Here is a 17,972-nt window from a genome sequence, read left to right on the forward strand (position 1 = left end):
AATCTCCTTAGATCACGCCTGCGGTGCGCAGCCGCTCGAGGTCGTCGGTGGCGTAGCCGAGCTCGCTCAGCACCTCGCCGTTGTGCTCGCCCAGCAGCGGCGAACGGCCGATGTCCACCGGGGAGTCGGACAGCTTGAGCGGGCAGCCCACGGTCTTGAACTTCCCGCGCTCGGGGTGGTCGATCTCGACCACGGTGCCCAGCTCGGCCAGCGTCTCGTCCTCGATGAGCTCCTTCGTGGACAGGATCGGGCCGCACGGGATGTTGTGGGCGTTGAGCTTCTCCATGACCTCCCACTTGGTGTGGCGCTCGGTCCACTGCTCCACGAGCGCGAACACCTTGTCCAGTTTGGACAGCCGGGCCTCGGGCGTGGCCCACTCGGGGTCCTCGGCGAGCTCGGGCTGGCCCAGCAGCTCGGTGAGCGGCTGCCAGCCGACCGGCTGGATGATCACGTAGATGTAGTCGTTCGGGCCGCCGGGCGCGCACCGCACCGCCCAGCCGGGCTGGCCACCGCCGGAGGCGTTGCCCGAGCGCGGCACCTCGTCGCCGAACACGTCGTTGGGGTACTCGCCGAGCGGGCCGTGCGCCAGGCGCTGCTGGTCGCGCAGCTTGACGCGGCAGAGGTTGAGCACGGCGTCCTGCATGGCCACCTGCACCCGCTGCCCGCGGCCGGTGTTCGTGCGCTGGTAGAGCGCGGCGAGCATCGCGGCCACGAGGTGGATGCCGGTGCCGGAGTCGCCGATCTGCGCACCGGTCGCGGTGGGCGGGCCCTCCTCGAAGCCGGTGGTGCTCATCGAGCCGCCCATGGCCTGCGCGATGACCTCGTAGGCCTTGAAGTCGGCGTAGCGGCCCGGCCCGAAGCCCTTGATGGAGGCATAGATGAGGCCCTCGTTGATCTCCTGCAGCTTCTCCCAGGAGAAGCCGAAGCGGTCGACCACACCGGGACCGAAGTTCTCCACGAGGATGTCCACACCGGACACCAGCTTGGTGAAGATCTCCTTGCCCTCTTCGCTTTTCATGTTGAGCGTGATGCTGCGCTTGTTCCCGTTCAGCATCGTGAAGTAGAGACTGTCCACTCCGGGCAGGTCCCGCAGCTGGCCGCGCGTGATGTCACCGCGTCCCGGCGTCTCCACCTTGATCACGTCCGCGCCGAGCCAGGCGAGGATCTGGGTCGACGACGGTCCCGACTGGACATGGGTCATGTCGAGGACGCGGACGCCCTCAAGTGCCTTTCCCATTTTTCCTGCCTCCCGACTACTTGTACATCGTCTGGTTCATGGTTCCGGGGGCGTACGCGTCCGGGTCGACCCAGACGTTGATCAGCGACGGCTTGCCCGACTCGCGGGCGCGCTGCAGCGCCGGCGCGATGTCCTTGGGGTCGCGGACCTCTTCGCCGTAGCCGCCGAGCATGCGGGCGAACTGGTCGTAGGGGACGTCGCCCAGGGTGTTGCCGATGCGCTCGCGCGCCAGGCCGTACTTCTGCGCCTGGCCGTAGCGGATCTGGTTCATCGACGAGTTGTTGCCGACGATCCCGACGAACGGCAGGTTGAACCGCACCAGCGTCTCGAAGTCCCAGCCGGTGAGGGAGAACGCGCCGTCGCCGAAGAGCGCGACGACCTCCTTGTCCGGACGGGCGTGCTTGGCGGCCATCACGAACGGGATGCCGACGCCGAGGGTGCCGAGCGGGCCCGGGTCCATCCAGTGGCCCGGCGACTTCGGCTGCACGACCTGGCCGGAGAAGGTGACGATGTCGCCGCCGTCGCCGATGTAGATCGAGTCCTCGGTGAGGAACTCGTTGATCTCGTGCACGAGCCGGTACGGGTGGATCGGGTTCGCGTCGGAGTGCTGCTGCGGCAGGCGCTTCTCCTTCGCTTTCTCCTCCACGGTGCGCAGTTCTTCCAGCCACGGCTTGCGGGCCGGCGCGCCGTTGTCGACGCGGCCCGACGCGGCCTGCGACACCCCGGCGAGGATCTGGCCGGCGTCGCCGACGAGGCCGAGGTCGATGTCGCGGTTCTTGCCGACGGTCTTGTAGTCGAGGTCGATCTGCACCACCGTGGCCTCGGGCGAAAGCCGCTTGCCGTAGCCCATGCGGAAGTCGAACGGCGTCCCGACGATCACGATCACGTCGGCGTTGTCGAACGCGTAGCGGCGCGAGAGCTGGAAGTGGTGCGGGTCGCCCGGCGGCAGGGTGCCGCGGCCCGCGCCGTTCATGTACGCGGGGATGTTCAACGTGCGCACGAGTTCCGCCGCCGGCTCGGCCGCCCGGGTGGTCCAGACCTGGCTGCCGAGGAGGATCACCGGCTTCTTCGCGTGCACGAGCAGGTCGGCGAGGCGTTCGATGTCGGCCGGGTCGCCGGCGCTGCGGGTGGACGCGCGGTAGCGGCCCGCCTCGGGGATCCGTGCGGCCGACAGCGGCACGCGGGCGTCGAGCACGTCGCGCGGGATCTCCAGGAACGCCGGGCCGGGCGCGCCCGCCAAGGCTTCGCGGAACGCCATCGACACGAGGTCGGCCGCGCGGGCGGTCGAGGGCACGGTCGCGGCGAACTTGGTGATCGGGTTCATCATGTCCACGTGCGGGAGGTCCTGCAGTGAGCCCATCTTGTGCTGGCTCAGCGCGCCTTGACCGCCGATCAGCAGCATCGGGCTCTCCGCGCGCAGGGCGTTGGCCACACCCGTCACCGCGTCCGTGGTGCCCGGGCCCGCGGTGACGACCGCGCAGCCGGGCCGGCCGGTGATGCGCGCGTAACCGTCGGCCGCGTGCGCGGCGACCTGCTCGTGGCGTACGTCGATGACGTTGATGCCCTCGTCGACGCAGCCGTCGTAGATGTCGATGATGTGCCCGCCGCACAGCGTGAAGATCGTGTCGACGCCCTCCGCCTTGAGCGCCTTGGCCACCAGGTGCCCGCCGGAGATCGTGTCCGGAGCCGGCTGGCCGCCGTTCGTCGCAGGGGCGGCCCGGTCCTTGTCGACGTTCTGGCCGGTCGTGGTTGGCGCCATTGCTCAACTCCTCTGGTCTCACGCCGGACCTCTCTGATCCGGGCGCTCGTTCCGGTGCGCTCCCCGGTCTGCACTGCCGTCGGTCCACAGCCGCGGCGAGGGCATCCCTCCAGGTCAGCGGCACCTTCACCGAAAACTGTAGATTGCATACCGTATGAGGTAGGCATTAGAATTACTCTCCGAGCGACCCGCTGTCCAGGGCCATCCGCAGGTTTGTCCGGAGGTTTTTTTCGCCGGAGCCGCTGCGGATGACGCCACGCCGGACGGCCCTTTTCCTCCCCAGTCCCGTTCGCGGCCCACCCGGGCCCGCCAGGAAGGACTCAGATGGATCTCTTCGAACACGAGGCGCGCGAGCTGTTCTCCTCGCACGGCGTACCGGTCCCCCGCGGCCGCGTCGCCACGAGCCCGGAAGAAGCGCGCGCGGCCGCCGTGGTGATCGGCGGCACCGTCGTGGTGAAGGCCCAGGTGAAGACCGGCGGCCGCGGTAAGGCCGGTGGCGTCAAGCTCGCGGCCACGCCGGACGACGCGGAACAGGTCGGCGACGACATCCTGGGCATGGACATCAAGGGCCACACCGTGCACAAGGTGCTGGTGACCGAGGCGAGCGAGATCGCCGAGGAGTACTACGTGTCCTACCTGCTCGACCGCGCGGAGCGGACGTTCCTCGCCATGGCGTCGGTGGCCGGCGGCATGGAGATCGAAGAGGTCGCGGCGACCCGGCCCGAGGCGCTGGCCAAGGTGCCGGTCGACGCGCTGACGGGCGTGGACCGCGCCAAGGCGGCCGAGATCGTCGCCGCGGCGCAGTTCCCGGCCGAGGTGGCCGACGACATCGCCGACGCGCTGGTGCGGCTGTGGGAGGTCTTCGTCGCCGAAGACGCCACCCTCGTCGAGGTCAACCCGTTGGCCCGCACCAAGGGCGGCGCGGTGATCGCGCTCGACGGCAAGGTCACGCTCGACGCCAACGCCGAGTTCCGCCACACCGACCACGCGGCGTTCGCCGACCCGGACGCCGGTGACCCGCTGGAGCGCGAAGCCGCCGAGCAGGGGCTCAACTACGTGAAGCTCGACGGCGACATCGGCGTGATCGGCAACGGCGCCGGCCTGGTGATGTCCACATTGGACGTCGTCGCGGCCGCGGCCGCCGAGCTGGGCGCGCGAGGACCGGCGAACTTCCTCGACATCGGCGGCGGCGCGTCGGCCGGGATCATGTCGGCCGGGCTCGGCGTGATCCTCGGCGACCCCGACGTGCGCAGCGTCTTCGTGAACGTCTTCGGCGGCATCACCGCGTGCGACGCCGTGGCCGACGGCATCGTGCAGGCGCTGGGGATCCTCGGCGACCGCGCGACGAAACCGCTCGTCGTGCGCCTCGACGGCAACAACGTGGCCGAGGGACGGCGCATCCTCGCGGAAGCCGGCCACCCGCTCGTGACCGTGGTGGAGACCATGGACGACGCCGCCCGCGAGGCGGCCAAGCTCGCGACCGTTACTGCTAGCGCGGAGGCCTGAGAAGTGGCGATCTTCCTGGACGAGAACAGCCGTGTCGTCGTGTCGGGCATGACCGGCGCCGAGGGCATGAAGCACACCAAGCGGATGCTCGCCGCGGGCACGAACGTGGTCGGCGGCGTGAACCCGCGCAAGGCCGGCCAGAAGGTGGCGGTCGGCGAGCACGAGCTGCCCGTGTTCGGCAGCGTCGCCGACGCGATGGCCGAGACCGGCGCCGACGTGGTGGTGCTGTTCGTGCCGCCGCCGTTCGTGAAGGACGCGGTCATCGAGGCCGTCGATGCCGAGATCGGCCTGGCCGTGGTCATCACCGAGGGAGTGCCGGTGCACGACTCGGCGGTGTTCTGGGCGCACGCCGTGGCCAAGGGCGGCAAGACGCGGATCATCGGCCCCAACTGCCCTGGCATCGTCTCCCCCGGCCTGTCCAACGCCGGCATCATCCCGGCCGACATCACGGGGCCCGGCCGCATCGGGCTGGTGTCGAAGTCGGGCACGCTCACCTACCAGCTCATGCACGAACTGCGCGACATCGGCTTCTCCACCTGCGTCGGCATCGGCGGCGACCCGGTGATCGGGACTACGCACATCGACGCGGTCGAGGCCTTCGAGAAGGACCCGGAGACCGACGTGATCGTGCTGATCGGCGAGATCGGCGGCGACGCCGAAGAACGCGCGGCCGCCTTCGTGAAGGCGAACGTGAGCAAGCCCGTCGTCGGCTACGTCGCCGGGTTCACCGCGCCGGAGGGCAAGACGATGGGCCACGCCGGCGCGATCGTCTCCGGCTCCGCGGGCACGGCCGTCGCGAAGAAGGCGGCGCTGGAGGCGGCGGGCATCCGTGTCGGCCGGACCCCGAGCGAGACCGCGCGGCTGGTGCGCGAGGTCCTCGCGGGAACGCCGTAGCCGTGGGCGAGATCGACGCGCTGGTCGCCAACGCCGGGCGCTACCACCGCGGCCTCGACCACACCCGGCTGGTGAAGCGGCCACGCCGGCGCGTGGCGGTGGTGGCGTGCATGGACGCGCGGATCAGCGTGTACCGGTTGCTGGGCCTGGAAGAGGGCGACGCGCACGTGATCCGCAACGCCGGCGGCGCCGTGACCGACGACGCGATCCGGTCCCTGGCGGTGAGCCAGCGGCTGCTGGGTACCCGGGAGATCATCCTCGTCCACCACGAGGACTGCGGCATGCGAACCTTCACGGACACGGAGTTCGCCCGCCAGGTCGAGCAGGGCACCGGGATCCGGCCGCCCTGGTCGGCCGAGGCGTTCACCGACGCCGAGCAGGACGTGCGCCAGTGCCTGCGCCGCGTGCGCAGCAGTCCGTTCCTGCCGCACACCGCGTCCGTGCGAGGGTTCGTGTACGACGAGCGGACCGGGGCGATGACCGAGGTCGGCGCCGCGGGCCGGCCGGACTAGGAGGTACGCCATGCACCGGGGATGGGCCGAGGCCCGCCGGATCGCCCGCGACGCGGTGAAGCCGCTCGAGGCGGTGGAGCTGCCGTTGGGCGAAGCGCTGGGCCGGGCGCTGGCGAGCCCGGTCCGTGCCCTGGTGCCGATGCCGGCGTACGACAACTCGGCGATGGACGGGTACGCCGTCGCCGGGCCGGGACCGTGGACCGTGGTGGGCGCGGTCCGGGCCGGCGGCGCGCCGTACGCCGGGGTGCTGGCCCACGGCACGGCGCTCGAGATCGCCACGGGCGCGCCGGTCCCGACCGGCACGAGGGCGGTGCTGCCGGTGGAGCACGCCGTCCACAGTGGACGGCGGGTGAGCGGCACCGTGGTGACCGGCAAGCACGTCCGCCGCCGGGGTGAGGACTGTCCCGAGGGCGAGGAGCTGCTCACCACGTCGACCACCGTGACGGCCGCGGTGCTCGGCGCGGCGGCGGCCGTCGGGCACGACACGCTGCTGGTGCACCGCCGGCCGCGCGTGTCGGTGGTCGTGACCGGCGACGAGGTCCAGACCTCGGGCCTGCCGGAGCCGGGTCGCGTGCGTGACGCGATCGGGCCGCTGCTGCCCGGCCTGCTGCGCGCCGCGGGTGCCGACGAGCACGGCCTTGTCCGGCTCGCCGACCAGCCCGACGCCCTCACCGCGGCGCTGACCGACAACGACGCCGACGTGGTGGTCGTCTGCGGCGCCACCTCGAAGGGACCGGCCGACCACCTGCGAGGGGTGCTGCGCGCGCTGCTCGCCGACGTGCGCGTGGACGGCGTCGCGGTCCGGCCCGGGCACCCGCAGCTGCTGGCGGTGCTGCCCGACGGCCGGTGCGTGGTCGGGCTGCCGGGCAACCCGTTCGCGGCACTCGGGGCCGGGTTGACGCTGCTCATGCCGTTGCTGACCGAGCTCGGCGGGCACCGCGAGCCGGCGCCCGTCACGGCGTGGGCCGCCGAACCCCTGCCGGCGCACCCGAGCGACACCCGGCTCGTGCCCGTCGTGCGCTCGGGCGGCGACGTCACCCCGGTGGGCCACGACCGGCCCGGTTCGCTGTGGGGCGCGGCGCTCGCCGACGCCCTCGCCGTGGTGCCGCCGGGCTGGCGGGGCGGTGACGTCGAACTGCTGTCCCTGCCCTGACCGCGACGAAGAGGAGGACGGATGGACCTGCGGCAGCTGGAGATCGTCGTCGCGGTCGCCGAGGAGGGCGGGTTCACCGCCGCGGCGCACCGCCTGCACACCGTGCAGTCGACGGTGTCCACGGTGGTGCGCGCGCTCGAACGCGACCTCGGCACCTCGCTGTTCGAGCGCACCACCCACCGCGTCGCGCTCACGCCGGCGGGACGGGCGTTCCTGCCCGCCGCGCGCGCCGCGCTGAAGGCGGCCGAACACGCCCGGGCGACCGTGGACGGGGCGCGCTGGAAACTCGACGGCCGCGTGCGGATCGGGGTGATGCCCGGCGCGTGGCCCGACCCGCACCGCGCCCTGGCGGCGCTGCGCCGGGAGCACCCCGGGGTGCAGGTGCAGGTCCTCCTGGTCCCGCCGCGGCAGCTGCGCTCGGCCGTGCACGAGTCCAGTGTGGACGCTCTCGTCGCCGTGGAGGACTGCGTGGCCGGTGACGGTCTGGTCAGCCGGCCGCTGCGGCGCGAGGCCATGGTGCTGGTGACTCCCGCGGGCGATCGCGGCGGTGACCGGCCGGTCACCGCCGCCGACGCGGCCGCGGCGGCGGTCGTCGACTTCGCTCCGGGCTGGGCCAACCGCGAGGCGACCGACCGCGCGTTCCACACCGCGCAGGTGCGTCGCACCGTGGCCCATGAGGTCACCGACGTCGCCGCCGCGGCGGAGCTCGTCCGCCACGACCTCGGCGCGTGCATCCTGCCCGCGTCCGTGGCCGCGCAGTTCGCCGATCTCACCTCGCGGCCCTTCTCCCGCGGCGGCCCGACCTGGCACATCACCGTGACCCGTCCGGCGGGTGATCCCCCGCCTGCGGTGGCGGCCGTGCTGCGGCACCTGACCTGACGCCGCAAGGCCTTTCCCCGGTCCCGGGCGTGCGCCATGATGAGATGTGCTGCTACGCCAACTGGAGTACCTCGTCGCGCTCGCGCGAGAACGCCATTTCGCCCGCGCCGCCGACGCCTGTCACGTCTCGCAGCCCTCACTGTCGGCCGCGATCCGCAAACTTGAGCACGAGCTGGGCGCGCCAATCGTGCGCCGCGGCCGGCGGTTCGAGGGCCTGACGCCAGAAGGCGAGCGCGTGCTGCTGTGGGCGCACCGGATCCTCGCCGAGTGCGACGGCCTGCGCCAGGATCTCTCCACGATGCGCAGCAGCCTCTCGGGTGTCCTGCGCGTCGGCGCGATCCCGACATCGCTCACCGCCGCGACGCTGCTCACGACCCCGTTCTGCGAACGCCACCCGCACGCCCGCGTGACGCTGGAATCCCTTCCGTCACGGGAGATCACGCGCCGGCTCGCCGAGTACGAACTGGACATCGCCCTGACCTACGTGGACGATGAGGAGCTCGGCGCCGTCCGCACCTACCCGCTCTACGAGGAGCGCTACCTGCTCCTGACACCGCGCGACGGTGAGCTCGCCGGGCGCGAGCGCGTCCGCTGGGCCGAGGTCGCGACCGTGCCGCTGTGCCTGCTCGGGCAGCAGATGCGCAACCGGCGCATCCTCGACGGGCTCTTCGCCGAGGCCGGCGCGTCGGTCGTCCCGGCGATCGAGACCGACACCGTGTCGGGGCTCTACGCCCACGTCGCCTCGCGGCGCTGGTCGAGCGTGATCTCCCACGCGTGGCTGCACATGTTCGGCGTGCCGCCGGGCATGCGTGTGGTGCCGCTGGAAAACCCCGCCCAGCCGCCGCAGATCGGGCTGGTGATGGCCGACCGGGACCCGGAGCCGATCCTCGCCCGCGCCCTGCTCGAGGTGACGCCGCGGGTCGACGTCCGGGGAGTGCTGGAGCGCGTCCTCGCGGGTTTCCTCGCGCCCGCGCGATAGCCGGGGCCTATGTCGGCATAGGCACTGACGCTTTGACCCCTCCCGGGCAGCGGAGGAAGCTGAAAGTCGTTAGCTGCCAACGAAAAACCTCGGGAGACAGACCATGGCAAAGGTGCTCTGCGTGCTGTACGACGACCCGGTCGACGGGTACCCCAAGACCTACGCGCGCGACGATCTTCCTCACCTCGACGGCTTCCCCGGCGGTCAGACCCTCCCGTCTCCGAAGGCGATCGACTTCGCACCCGGCGCCCTGCTCGGCAGCGTCTCCGGTGAGCTCGGGCTGCGGGAGTTCCTGGAGAGCCAGGGCCACCAGTTGGTCGTGACGTCCGACAAGGACCGAGAGGGCTCGGTCTTCGACCAGGAGCTGCCCGACACGGACATCGTGATCTCTCAGCCGTTCTGGCCGGCCTACCTCACGCCCGAGCGGTTCGAGAAGGCGAAGAACCTCAAGCTCGTGATCACCGCGGGCATCGGTTCGGACCACACCGACCTCGACTCGGCGATCGCCCGCGGCGTGACCGTGGCCGAGGTGACGTACTCGAACAGCATCAGCGTCGCCGAGCACGTCGTGATGATGATCCTCTCGCAGGTGCGCAACTACCTGCCCTCGTACCAGACGGTGCTCGACGGCGGCTGGAACATCGCCGACTGCGTCGCGCGCTCCTACGACCTCGAGGGCATGCACGTCGGCACGGTCGCCGCCGGCCGCATCGGCACCGCGGTGCTGCGCCGCCTCAAGCCGTTCGACGTGCACCTGCACTACACCGACCGGCACCGCCTGCCGGCCGAGGTCGAGCAGGAGCTGGGCCTGACGTTCCACGAGAGCGCCGCGGACATGGTGCCGCACTGCGACGTCGTGACGATCAACGCGCCGCTGCACCCGGAGACCGAGGGCCTGTTCGACGACAAGCTCATCGCCACGATGAAGCGCGGGACGTACCTGATCAACACCGCCCGCGCCCGCATCGCCGACCGCGACGCGATCATGCGGGCCCTGGAGAGCGGTCAGCTCGCCGGGTACGCCGGCGACGTCTGGTTCCCGCAGCCCGCGCCGGCCGACCACCCGTGGCGCACCATGCCGCACCACGGCATGACGCCGCACATCTCGGGCTCCACGCTCTCGGCCCAGACGCGTTACGCGGCGGGCACCCGCGAGATCCTCGAGTCGTGGTTCGCCGGTACGCCGATCCGCGACGAGTACCTCATCGTCGACGGCGGCAACCTCGCCGGCACGGGTGCGCACTCGTACTCGGCCAAGCGCTGAACCCTTCGACGACGGCCCCTTTCGCCGCGATTGCCCCGCGGCGAAAGGAGCCGTCCTCGGGCATGGCGTCAGTGCCCGGCCTACTGGATCCCGGTGCGGGACCTCAGCGCTCGACGAGCTGCAGCGGGTCGTGCAGGCCGAGCCGGTCGGCTCGCGTGTAGACGTTCATCGAGCTGCCACGCAGGAACCCGACGAGTGTGAGCCCGACCTCCTCGGCCAGCTCCACCGCCAGCGACGAGGGCGCGGAAACCGCCGCCAGCAACGGGATTCCCGCCATCGCCGCCTTCTGCACCAGCTCGAACGACGCCCGCCCGCTGACCATCAGCATCGTGCCGGTCAGCGGCAGTCGGCCCTCGCGCGCGGCCCAGCCCACGACCTTGTCGACCGCGTTGTGCCGCCCCACGTCCTCGCGCACGCACAGCAGCTCTCCGGCGGCGTCGAAGAGCCCGGCCGCGTGCAGGCCGCCGGTGCGGTCGAACACCTTCTGCGCCGCGCGCAACGCGTCGGGCAGGCCCGTCAGCACCTCCGGACCGACGGCGAGCGGGTCGGCGGTCACCGGCCACCGCAACGTCGTGCGCACCGCGTCCAGGCTCGCCTTGCCGCAGAGGCCGCACGAGGACGTGGTGTAGAAGTTGCGCTCCATCGACGGGTCGGGCGGCGGCACGCCGGCGCGCAGCACGACGTCGACGATGTTGTAGGTGTTGGAACCGTCCACAGTAGCCCCGGCGCAGTACCGGATCCCGGCGATGTCGGCGCCCTGGTGCACGATCCCCTCGCCCACCAGGAACCCGGCGGCGAGGTCGAAGTCGCTGCCGGGCGTGCGCATGGTGATCGTGAGCGCCTTGCCGGCCACGCGGATCTCCAGCGGTTCCTCGGCACTGAGCGTGTCCGGGCGCATGGTGAGCTCGCCGTCGACGACGCGGAACACTCGGCGTCGGCTCGTCATCCGGCCCATGGGGCCACCTCCGGGATCAGCGCGCGGGAAGCAGGGACTTGGGCCGGCCCGGCTGTGTCAGCCGTCCGGTGAGAACGGCGCCGGCCAGGCTGAAGATCCCGGCTGCGGCGAAGGCGCCGAAGTAGCCGTGCGCCGTGACGACGAGGGCGGCGAGCCCGATGCCGAGGAGCGCGCCGACGGCTTTGGCGCTGTAGAGCACACCGAAGTTCTGCAACGCCGACTCCTCGCCGAAGTACTCGCGCACCAACCCGGTCAGCAGGGTATAGCAGCAGCCGTTGCCCAGCCCGGCGAGCGCGGCGCCGAGCACGAGGCCGAAGGCTTGCCGGTGCTCGCCGGAGTAGAAGAGCACGAACTGGCCGATACCGCCGGCCACCAGGGCCAGCTGCAGGATCCGGCGACGGCCCACGCGGTCGGACAGCCAGCCGAGCAGCACGCGGCCGGTGCCGGTCACGCCGGCCAGCACCGCGAGCGCGACCGCCGCGAGGCCCGTGCCGCCACCCTGCTCGGCGACGAACGTCGCGAGGTAGGCGAGGTCGAACAGCAGCACGGCGGCGGCCAGCACCACCGTGACGTACAGGGCGAGGGTCGTTCCGCAGCGCAGGAGCTCGACCGGCCGGTAGTGGCGGACGGCGGGGCGGTTGACCGAGACGGTGCGGTTGCGGACCTTGTCCCGCGCCCACTCGCGCGGGTCCGGCGCGCCGGACGGCCACCAGTTGCGCGGCGGATAGCGCAGGAGCACGCCCGCGCCGACCACGACGACGAGCACGAGTGCCGCCGTCACGTCGAGCAGCACGCCGCGGTTGCCGACGCTGAGGCCGAAGCCGGCGACAAGCACGAAAGGGACGCTGCCGTAGGCGAAGGCGCCGCTCACCGCGCCGACGCGGGTGGCGGTGTGGTCGGGGAACCAGCTCATCACGGCGCCGACACACGTGCCGTAGACCAGCCCCGTGCCGATGCCGCCGAGCAGCGAGTAGCCCACGAACACCACGGCCAGGCTCGACGCGTGGCCGAGCGTCACGAGCCCGATCGCACACAGGATCCCGCCCAGCGCCACCGCGAACGACGGCGAGAGCCGGCCGCGGTCGCGCAGCCACGCGGCGGGGAACACCACGCTCGCCTGGGCCACCGCCCACACGGCGAGCGACACCACCACTTCGGTGAACGTCCAGCCGTGCGCGCCGGTGAGCACCGGCGCGATGGCGCCGAAGCCGTACTGCTGCAGCCCGGCCGCGAACATCGCGGCGCCGCTGAGCCAGAGCATCCAGCTCCGGGGGCGGCCGAGCAGGTCCAGATCGCTTTCCCCGACTCGGTACCGGCGTCCGTAGACGTCCTTCAGTTCGCGAACCGCGGTGGTGGTCCGGTGCTCGGACATGGCGTCACCCGCTCGACTGGATGTTGTATGCAGTATGGAGTAGTCCGGTTATAGCACCCACACTGCACCCTGTCCACGGGCGTCGCCCGACGGGCGGAGCGGGCTCAGTCCCCCAGCACGCGCGGCGCGGGCAGCACGGCTTCGGCCTCGATCGGTTCCCAGCCGAGCAGGCCTTCGGTGTCTCGCCGGACGCGGCCGAACGCCTGGTCCCCGAAGTGGATGCCGAATCCGATCGCGCCGGGCCGCTCCAGCTCCTGCACGATCCGGCGACGGGCGGCGAGCACGCCCGCGGCGTCGACGTCGGGCAGCGAAGGCCAGTCGGGGTGCGTGATCTGCGCGGGAATGTGGAAGACGTCGCCGAACGCGATCACGCACTGCTCCCCCGCCTCGATCACGTACGAGGTGTGGCCCGGGCTGTGGCCGGGTGTCACGAGCGCGTGGACACCCGGGAAAACCTCGTCGCCGTCGCCGATCACCTCGTGCGTGCCCGCCAGCGGCTCGATCACCTCGGCCCGGCCCGGCGCCCCCGGGATGAGCTCCCCGCGTCCGTGCGGCGCCCACTCCTGCGCGGCGACGAGGTAGGTGGCCGCCGGGAAGAATTTGCGGCCGTCGACGAACGCCCAGCCGGTGTGGTCCACGTGGAGGTGCGTGAACGCCACGGCCTCGATGTCCTCGGGCTTGTGGCCGAGCGCGGCGAGGGTGTCGGGCAGGGCACCGGAATTGCTGAAGGCGATCGGCTCGCCGCTGATTTCGACCGGGTCGGTCGCGACGCCGAGCCCGGCGTCGACGAGCAGCGACCGGCCGTCGCGCTCCACGAGCAGGCCGCCGACGGAGGCCGTGACGCGTCCCTTCACGTCGAGCACCTCGGGGTGTTCGGTCCAGTAGGCCGCCGGGATGGCAGGGAAGAAGCCGCCGGGCACCATGGCCAGCGCGCCGTCGACCACGTAGGTGAACCGCACTCCCCCGAGCTCCAGCACCCGTACCGCCGACTGCTCGTTCAGCGCTCCCGCCATCACGCACTCCCCTCTCGGACTCCTCGAGTTGATCATGCCCCCGTCAGCGCCCGGCGAGCGAGCGGATCCCGGGTGGGAGGTGACCGAGTCCACCTCCCCCGGCCAGGAATCGGACAATCTCCTCCTGCAGAGCGCGGGCCGCGCGCGTGAGCTCGACATCGCGGCGGAAGGCGAGCCGGACGACGCGGCTGAGGCCGGGTTCGGTGAACTGCGTCATCCGGAACCGGTCCCCCACCACGGTGCTCGGGACGACGGCGAGACCAAGGCCCGCCTGCACGAGCTCGAGCACGGCGTCCATCTCGCCGCCCTCGATGGCGAAGGCCGGGTCGAACCCGGCGGCGCGGCAGGCGTTCACGGTGGCCTCGCGCAGGTCGTAGCCGCGGCGGAACATGACGAGCGGCCGGCCCTTCAGGTCCTGGATGGCGAGCCGTCCGCGCACCGGCGCCGGCTCGTGCTTCGGGGAGATCACCACGAGTTCCTCGACGAACAGCGGCGTGCTTTCCAGGCGGTGGTCGTCGCGGACCCGGCTGTCGACGATCATCGCGAGGTCGAGGCCGCCTTCGGAAAGGTCGGTCTGCAGGTCGCGGGAACCGCTCTCGTGCAGCGCCAGTTCGATGCCGGGGTAGGTGCGCCGGAACGCCGCGAGCATCACCGGCAGCAGGCCGGTGCACAGGCTGGGCGTCGCGCCGAGGCGCACGCGGCCGCGGCCCAGCTCGTCGAGCTCGCGGATCGCCCGGTACGCCGTCTCGGTCTCGGCCAGGATGCGCCGCGCGATGGGCAGGAGCGTCTCGCCGGCCTCGGTGAGCGTGACGTTGCCGCGGACACGGTGGAACAGCGTGGCGCCGACGTCGCGTTCGAGCGCGCGGATCTGCTGTGACAGTGAGGGTTGCGCCACACGCGCCTGCTCGGCCGCGCGCGTGAAGTGCCGCGTGTCGGCCACTGCCAGGAAATATGCCAGCTGTTGGAACTGCATAGGGCCATCATAGGCGTTGGCTCTCGTCACGAGAGGAATCATGTGTTTGCCCTCTCGTTGACGCGGACCTAACGTCGGAGCCGTGGCAAGTGAACTCGCCACCGCCCGGCGCAAACGCTCGGCGGTGCGGCTTTTCTGGGAATCGTCGATCGGCAAGAAGGTCGTGATGGCGGCGACCGGACTGCTGTTCGTGGTCTGGCTGCTCGCGCACATGGCCGGCAACCTGAAGATCTTCTTCGGGCCGGAGACCTTCGACCACTACGCGGCCTGGCTGCGCACGATCGGGGAGCCGGCGCTGCCGTACGCGTGGTTCCTGTGGATCCAGCGCGCGGTTCTGGTGGTGGCGCTGGTGCTGCACGTCACGGCGGCGGTACAGCTGTCCAAACGCGACCGCCGCGCGCGGCCGGTCCGGTACGCGCACGGGCAGCGGCCGCGGGCGACCTTCGCCACGCACACCATGCGCTGGGGCGGCGCGACGCTCGCGGTGTACATCGTGTGGCACATCCTCGACCTCACGGTCGGGGTCGCGAACCGGGACTTCGTGGAGGGGCAGCCGTTCCACAACGTCGTCGCCGACTTCCAGGTGTGGTGGGTCAACGTCATCTACCTGGTGGCCCTGCTGATGCTCGGGCTGCACATCAACCACGGGTTCTGGAGCGCCACGCAGACGCTGGGGATCAAGAGCGCGACCAAGGACCGCACGGTCAAGACCGTCGGCACCGTCCTGGCCGTGGTCATCACCGGCGGGTTCATGATCGTGCCGATCTCCGTCATGACTGGATGGGTGAGCTGAGCATGCTCGACTACACGATCGGCGAGCCGATCACCGACACCAAGGCGCCGTCCGGACCGATCGACGAGCGTTGGAGCGCGCGGAAGTTCTCGGCGAAGCTGGTCAACCCGGCGAACCGGCGCAAGCACCGGGTGATCGTGGTCGGCACCGGCCTGGCCGGTGGATCCGCCGGGGCGACGCTGGCCGAGCAGGGTTACCACGTGGTGCAGTTCTGCTTCCAGGACTCACCGCGGCGCGCGCACTCGGTCGCGGCTCAGGGCGGCATCAACGCGGCGAAGAATTACCGCAACGACGGCGACTCCGTGCACCGGCTGTTCTACGACACGGTCAAGGGCGGCGACTTCCGATCACGGGAGTCCAATGTGTACCGGCTGGCCGAGGTGTCGGCGCAGATCATCGACCAGGCCGTGGCGCAGGGCGTGCCGTTCGCGCGGGAGTACGGCGGGCTCCTCGACACGCGCTCGTTCGGCGGCGTGCAGGTGCAGCGGACGTTCTACGCGCGCGGCCAGACCGGGCAGCAGCTGCTGATCGGGGCCTACCAGGCGTTGTCGCGGCAGATCGACGCCGGGAACGTCGAGCTGCACCCGCGTACGGAGATGCTCGACCTGATCGTGGTCGACGGCCGGGCCCGTGGCATCGTCGCGCGCGACCTCGTCACCGGCGAGGTCACCACTCACCTGGCCGACGCCGTCGTGCTGGCCACCGGCGGGTACGGCAACGTCTTCTACCTTTCCACCAACGCCAAGGGTTCCAACGCGTCGGCGATCTGGCGGGCCCACAAGCGGGGCGCGTACTTCGCCAATCCCTGCTTCACGCAGATCCACCCGACGTGCATCCCGCGCTCCGGCGACCACCAGTCGAAGCTGACACTGATGAGCGAGTCGCTGCGCAACGACGGCCGCATCTGGGTCCCCAAGGAAAAGCAGGACCCGCGGCCGCCGTCGGAGATCCCGGAAGACGAACGGGACTACTACCTGGAACGCCTCTACCCCAGCTTCGGCAACCTGGTCCCCCGCGACATCGCGTCGCGGGCGGCGAAGAACATCTGCGACGCCGGCTACGGCGTCGGACCCGGCGGGCTCGGGGTGTACCTGGACTTCGCCGACGCCATCCAGCGTCTCGGGCGCCCGGCCGTCGAAGCCCGGTACGGCAACCTCTTCGACATGTACCAGCGCATCACCGCGGAGAACCCGTACGAGGTCCCGATGCGCATCTACCCCGCCATCCACTACACGATGGGCGGGCTGTGGGTCGACTACGACCTGCAGAGCACGATTCCCGGCATGTTCGTGATCGGCGAGGCCAACTTCTCCGACCACGGCGCCAACCGCCTCGGCGCCTCGGCGCTCATGCAGGGGCTGGCCGACGGCTACTTCGTCCTGCCGGCGACCCTCAACGACTACATCGGACAGGGCGGGTTCACCTACGTCACCCTGGACGACCCCGCCGTCGTCGAGGCGCAGACCGGCGTCCGCGACCGCCTCGAGCGGCTCCTCGCGGTGAACGGCACGCGGTCGGTGGACTCGTTCCACCGCGAGCTGGGCCTGATGATGTGGGACCACTGCGGCATGGCTCGCACCGCGGAAGGCCTGCGCAAGGCCCTCGAACGCGTCCCGGAACTCCGGGCCGAGTTCTGGCGCGACGTCCGCATCCCCGGCACCGGCGAGGAGCTCAACCAGGAGCTGGAGAAGGCCGCGCGCGTCGCCGATTTCCTCGAACTCGCCGAGCTCCTGCTGCTCGACGCCCTCGTGCGCGAGGAGTCCTGCGGCGGGCACTTCCGGGAGGAACACCAGACTCCCGAGGGCGAGGCCGCCCGCGACGACGAGAACTTCTCGCACGTCTCGGCCTGGGAGTACGGCGAGAAACCCGTGCTGCACAAGGAACCCCTGAACTTCGACTACGTCCACCCCACCCAGCGGAGCTACACGTGAAACTCACCGTGCGTGTCTGGCGCCAGTCCGGCCCCGACACTGAAGGACAGCTCGTCGACTACCCCGTCGACGGCATCAGCACCGACATGTCCTTCCTCGAAATGCTCGACACGCTCAACCAGCAGCTCATCGAGTCGGGCGAACAGCCGGTCGCGTTCGACCACGACTGCCGTGAAGGCATCTGCGGCTCCTGCGGCGTCGTCATCAACGGCCAGGCCCACGGGCCGGAGACGACCACGACGTGCCAGCTGCACATGCGCGCGTTCTCCGACGGTGACGTGATCGACGTCGAACCCTGGCGGGCCAAGGGTTTCCCCGTGATCAAGGACCTCGTCGTCGACCGCTCGGCGTTCGACCGCATCATCCAGGCCGGCGGCTACATCACCGCCCCGACGGGCGCGGCCCCCGACGCCCACGCGACGCCGGTGCCCAAGCCCGACGCCGACCTCGCCTTCGACAACGCCACCTGCATCGGTTGCGGCGCCTGCGTCGCGGCGTGTCCCAACGGCTCGGCGATGCTCTTCACCGCCGCAAAGGTCAGCCACCTCAACTCCTTGCCGCAGGGCCAGCCCGAACGCGCGCAGCGAGTGCTCGACATGGTCGACACCATGGACGCCGAAGGCTTCGGCGGCTGCACCAACAGCGGCGAGTGCACGCTGGCCTGCCCCAAGGGCATCCCGCTGACAAGCATCAACACGCTCAACCGGGAGTTCCTCAAGGCGGCGCGCAAAGCGCGCAAGTGACCTACTCGG

General features: G+C 71.2%; 16 protein-coding genes. 10 read left to right on the forward strand and 6 right to left on the reverse strand.

Going from position 1 to position 17,972, the window contains the following annotated elements; translation table 11 throughout:
- Positions 1–7: 7 nt before the first annotated feature.
- Together frc and AB0H62_RS28755 are read right to left on the reverse strand one after the other, a co-directional pair.
- Complete coding sequence (gene frc / locus AB0H62_RS28750; protein WP_220240587.1) at positions 8–1,237, reverse strand: formyl-CoA transferase; 1,230 nt, start codon at positions 1,235–1,237, stop codon at positions 8–10.
- A 16-nt stretch (positions 1,238–1,253) separates the two neighbouring features.
- The gene (locus tag AB0H62_RS28755) at positions 1,254–2,996 is read right to left on the reverse strand and encodes a thiamine pyrophosphate-binding protein (RefSeq protein WP_220240586.1); all 1,743 of its coding nucleotides are present in this window, start codon (positions 2,994–2,996) and stop codon (positions 1,254–1,256) included.
- 324 nt (positions 2,997–3,320) lie between these two features.
- Between AB0H62_RS28755 and sucC the strand changes: the two genes are divergently transcribed.
- The 7 genes from sucC (at position 3,321) to AB0H62_RS28790 (ending at position 10,183) form a co-directional block, all read left to right on the forward strand.
- Entirely contained in the window at positions 3,321–4,502 is a 1,182-nt protein-coding gene (gene sucC / locus AB0H62_RS28760) for an ADP-forming succinate--CoA ligase subunit beta (RefSeq protein WP_220240585.1), read from the forward strand.
- Between the two features lie 3 nt (positions 4,503–4,505).
- A complete protein-coding gene (sucD, locus tag AB0H62_RS28765) occupies positions 4,506–5,396 on the forward strand; it encodes a succinate--CoA ligase subunit alpha (protein WP_220240584.1) in 891 nt (296 codons plus the stop codon).
- A gap of 2 nt (positions 5,397–5,398) precedes the next feature.
- A complete protein-coding gene (locus AB0H62_RS28770) occupies positions 5,399–5,908 on the forward strand; it encodes a carbonic anhydrase (RefSeq protein WP_304504299.1) in 510 nt (169 codons plus the stop codon).
- Between the two features lie 10 nt (positions 5,909–5,918).
- Positions 5,919–7,061 carry a molybdopterin molybdotransferase MoeA gene (locus tag AB0H62_RS28775; protein ID WP_360589355.1) on the forward strand — a complete coding sequence of 381 codons (1,143 nt, stop codon included), beginning with the start codon at positions 5,919–5,921 and terminating at the stop codon, positions 7,059–7,061.
- Between the two features lie 21 nt (positions 7,062–7,082).
- Positions 7,083–7,940, forward strand: a complete 858-nt coding sequence (locus AB0H62_RS28780) for a LysR family transcriptional regulator (protein WP_360589357.1) — start codon at positions 7,083–7,085, stop codon at positions 7,938–7,940.
- A gap of 46 nt (positions 7,941–7,986) precedes the next feature.
- Positions 7,987–8,919 carry a LysR family transcriptional regulator gene (locus AB0H62_RS28785; protein ID WP_360589359.1) on the forward strand — a complete coding sequence of 311 codons (933 nt, stop codon included), beginning with the start codon at positions 7,987–7,989 and terminating at the stop codon, positions 8,917–8,919.
- A 103-nt stretch (positions 8,920–9,022) separates the two neighbouring features.
- Positions 9,023–10,183 carry an NAD-dependent formate dehydrogenase gene (locus AB0H62_RS28790; RefSeq protein ID WP_266117893.1) on the forward strand — a complete coding sequence of 387 codons (1,161 nt, stop codon included), beginning with the start codon at positions 9,023–9,025 and terminating at the stop codon, positions 10,181–10,183.
- Between the two features lie 103 nt (positions 10,184–10,286).
- On the opposite strand, the gene fdhD is transcribed toward AB0H62_RS28790, so the two are convergent.
- The 4 genes from fdhD to AB0H62_RS28810 form a co-directional block, all read right to left on the reverse strand.
- On the reverse strand, positions 10,287–11,138 hold the full coding sequence (gene fdhD, locus AB0H62_RS28795) for a formate dehydrogenase accessory sulfurtransferase FdhD (protein WP_360589361.1): 852 nt from the start codon (positions 11,136–11,138) through the stop codon (positions 10,287–10,289).
- Between the two features lie 16 nt (positions 11,139–11,154).
- Complete coding sequence (locus AB0H62_RS28800) at positions 11,155–12,510, reverse strand: OFA family MFS transporter (RefSeq protein ID WP_220240578.1); 1,356 nt, start codon at positions 12,508–12,510, stop codon at positions 11,155–11,157.
- 104 nt (positions 12,511–12,614) lie between these two features.
- Positions 12,615–13,523 carry an MBL fold metallo-hydrolase gene (locus AB0H62_RS28805; protein ID WP_360589364.1) on the reverse strand — a complete coding sequence of 303 codons (909 nt, stop codon included), beginning with the start codon at positions 13,521–13,523 and terminating at the stop codon, positions 12,615–12,617.
- A gap of 43 nt (positions 13,524–13,566) precedes the next feature.
- A complete protein-coding gene (locus AB0H62_RS28810; protein ID WP_354880209.1) occupies positions 13,567–14,496 on the reverse strand; it encodes a LysR substrate-binding domain-containing protein in 930 nt (309 codons plus the stop codon).
- 82 nt (positions 14,497–14,578) lie between these two features.
- Between AB0H62_RS28810 and AB0H62_RS28815 the strand changes: the two genes are divergently transcribed.
- From AB0H62_RS28815 to AB0H62_RS28825, 3 genes are read left to right on the forward strand one after another with little or no spacing between them, the layout of a single operon-like run.
- Positions 14,579–15,289: a succinate dehydrogenase cytochrome b subunit gene (locus AB0H62_RS28815; protein WP_220240575.1), complete on the forward strand. Its 711-nt coding sequence runs from the start codon at positions 14,579–14,581 to the stop codon at positions 15,287–15,289.
- A 2-nt stretch (positions 15,290–15,291) separates the two neighbouring features.
- Positions 15,292–17,220, forward strand: a complete 1,929-nt coding sequence (locus AB0H62_RS28820) for a fumarate reductase/succinate dehydrogenase flavoprotein subunit (RefSeq protein ID WP_360589508.1) — start codon at positions 15,292–15,294, stop codon at positions 17,218–17,220.
- Complete coding sequence (locus AB0H62_RS28825) at positions 17,217–17,963, forward strand: succinate dehydrogenase/fumarate reductase iron-sulfur subunit (RefSeq protein WP_220240574.1); 747 nt, start codon at positions 17,217–17,219, stop codon at positions 17,961–17,963. The genes AB0H62_RS28820 and AB0H62_RS28825 overlap by 4 nt, the downstream gene beginning before the upstream one ends.
- The last annotated feature ends 9 nt before the right edge of the window (positions 17,964–17,972 follow it).

Source organism: Amycolatopsis sp. NPDC050768 (assembly GCF_040654155.1).
Classification (GTDB): domain Bacteria; phylum Actinomycetota; class Actinomycetes; order Mycobacteriales; family Pseudonocardiaceae; genus Amycolatopsis.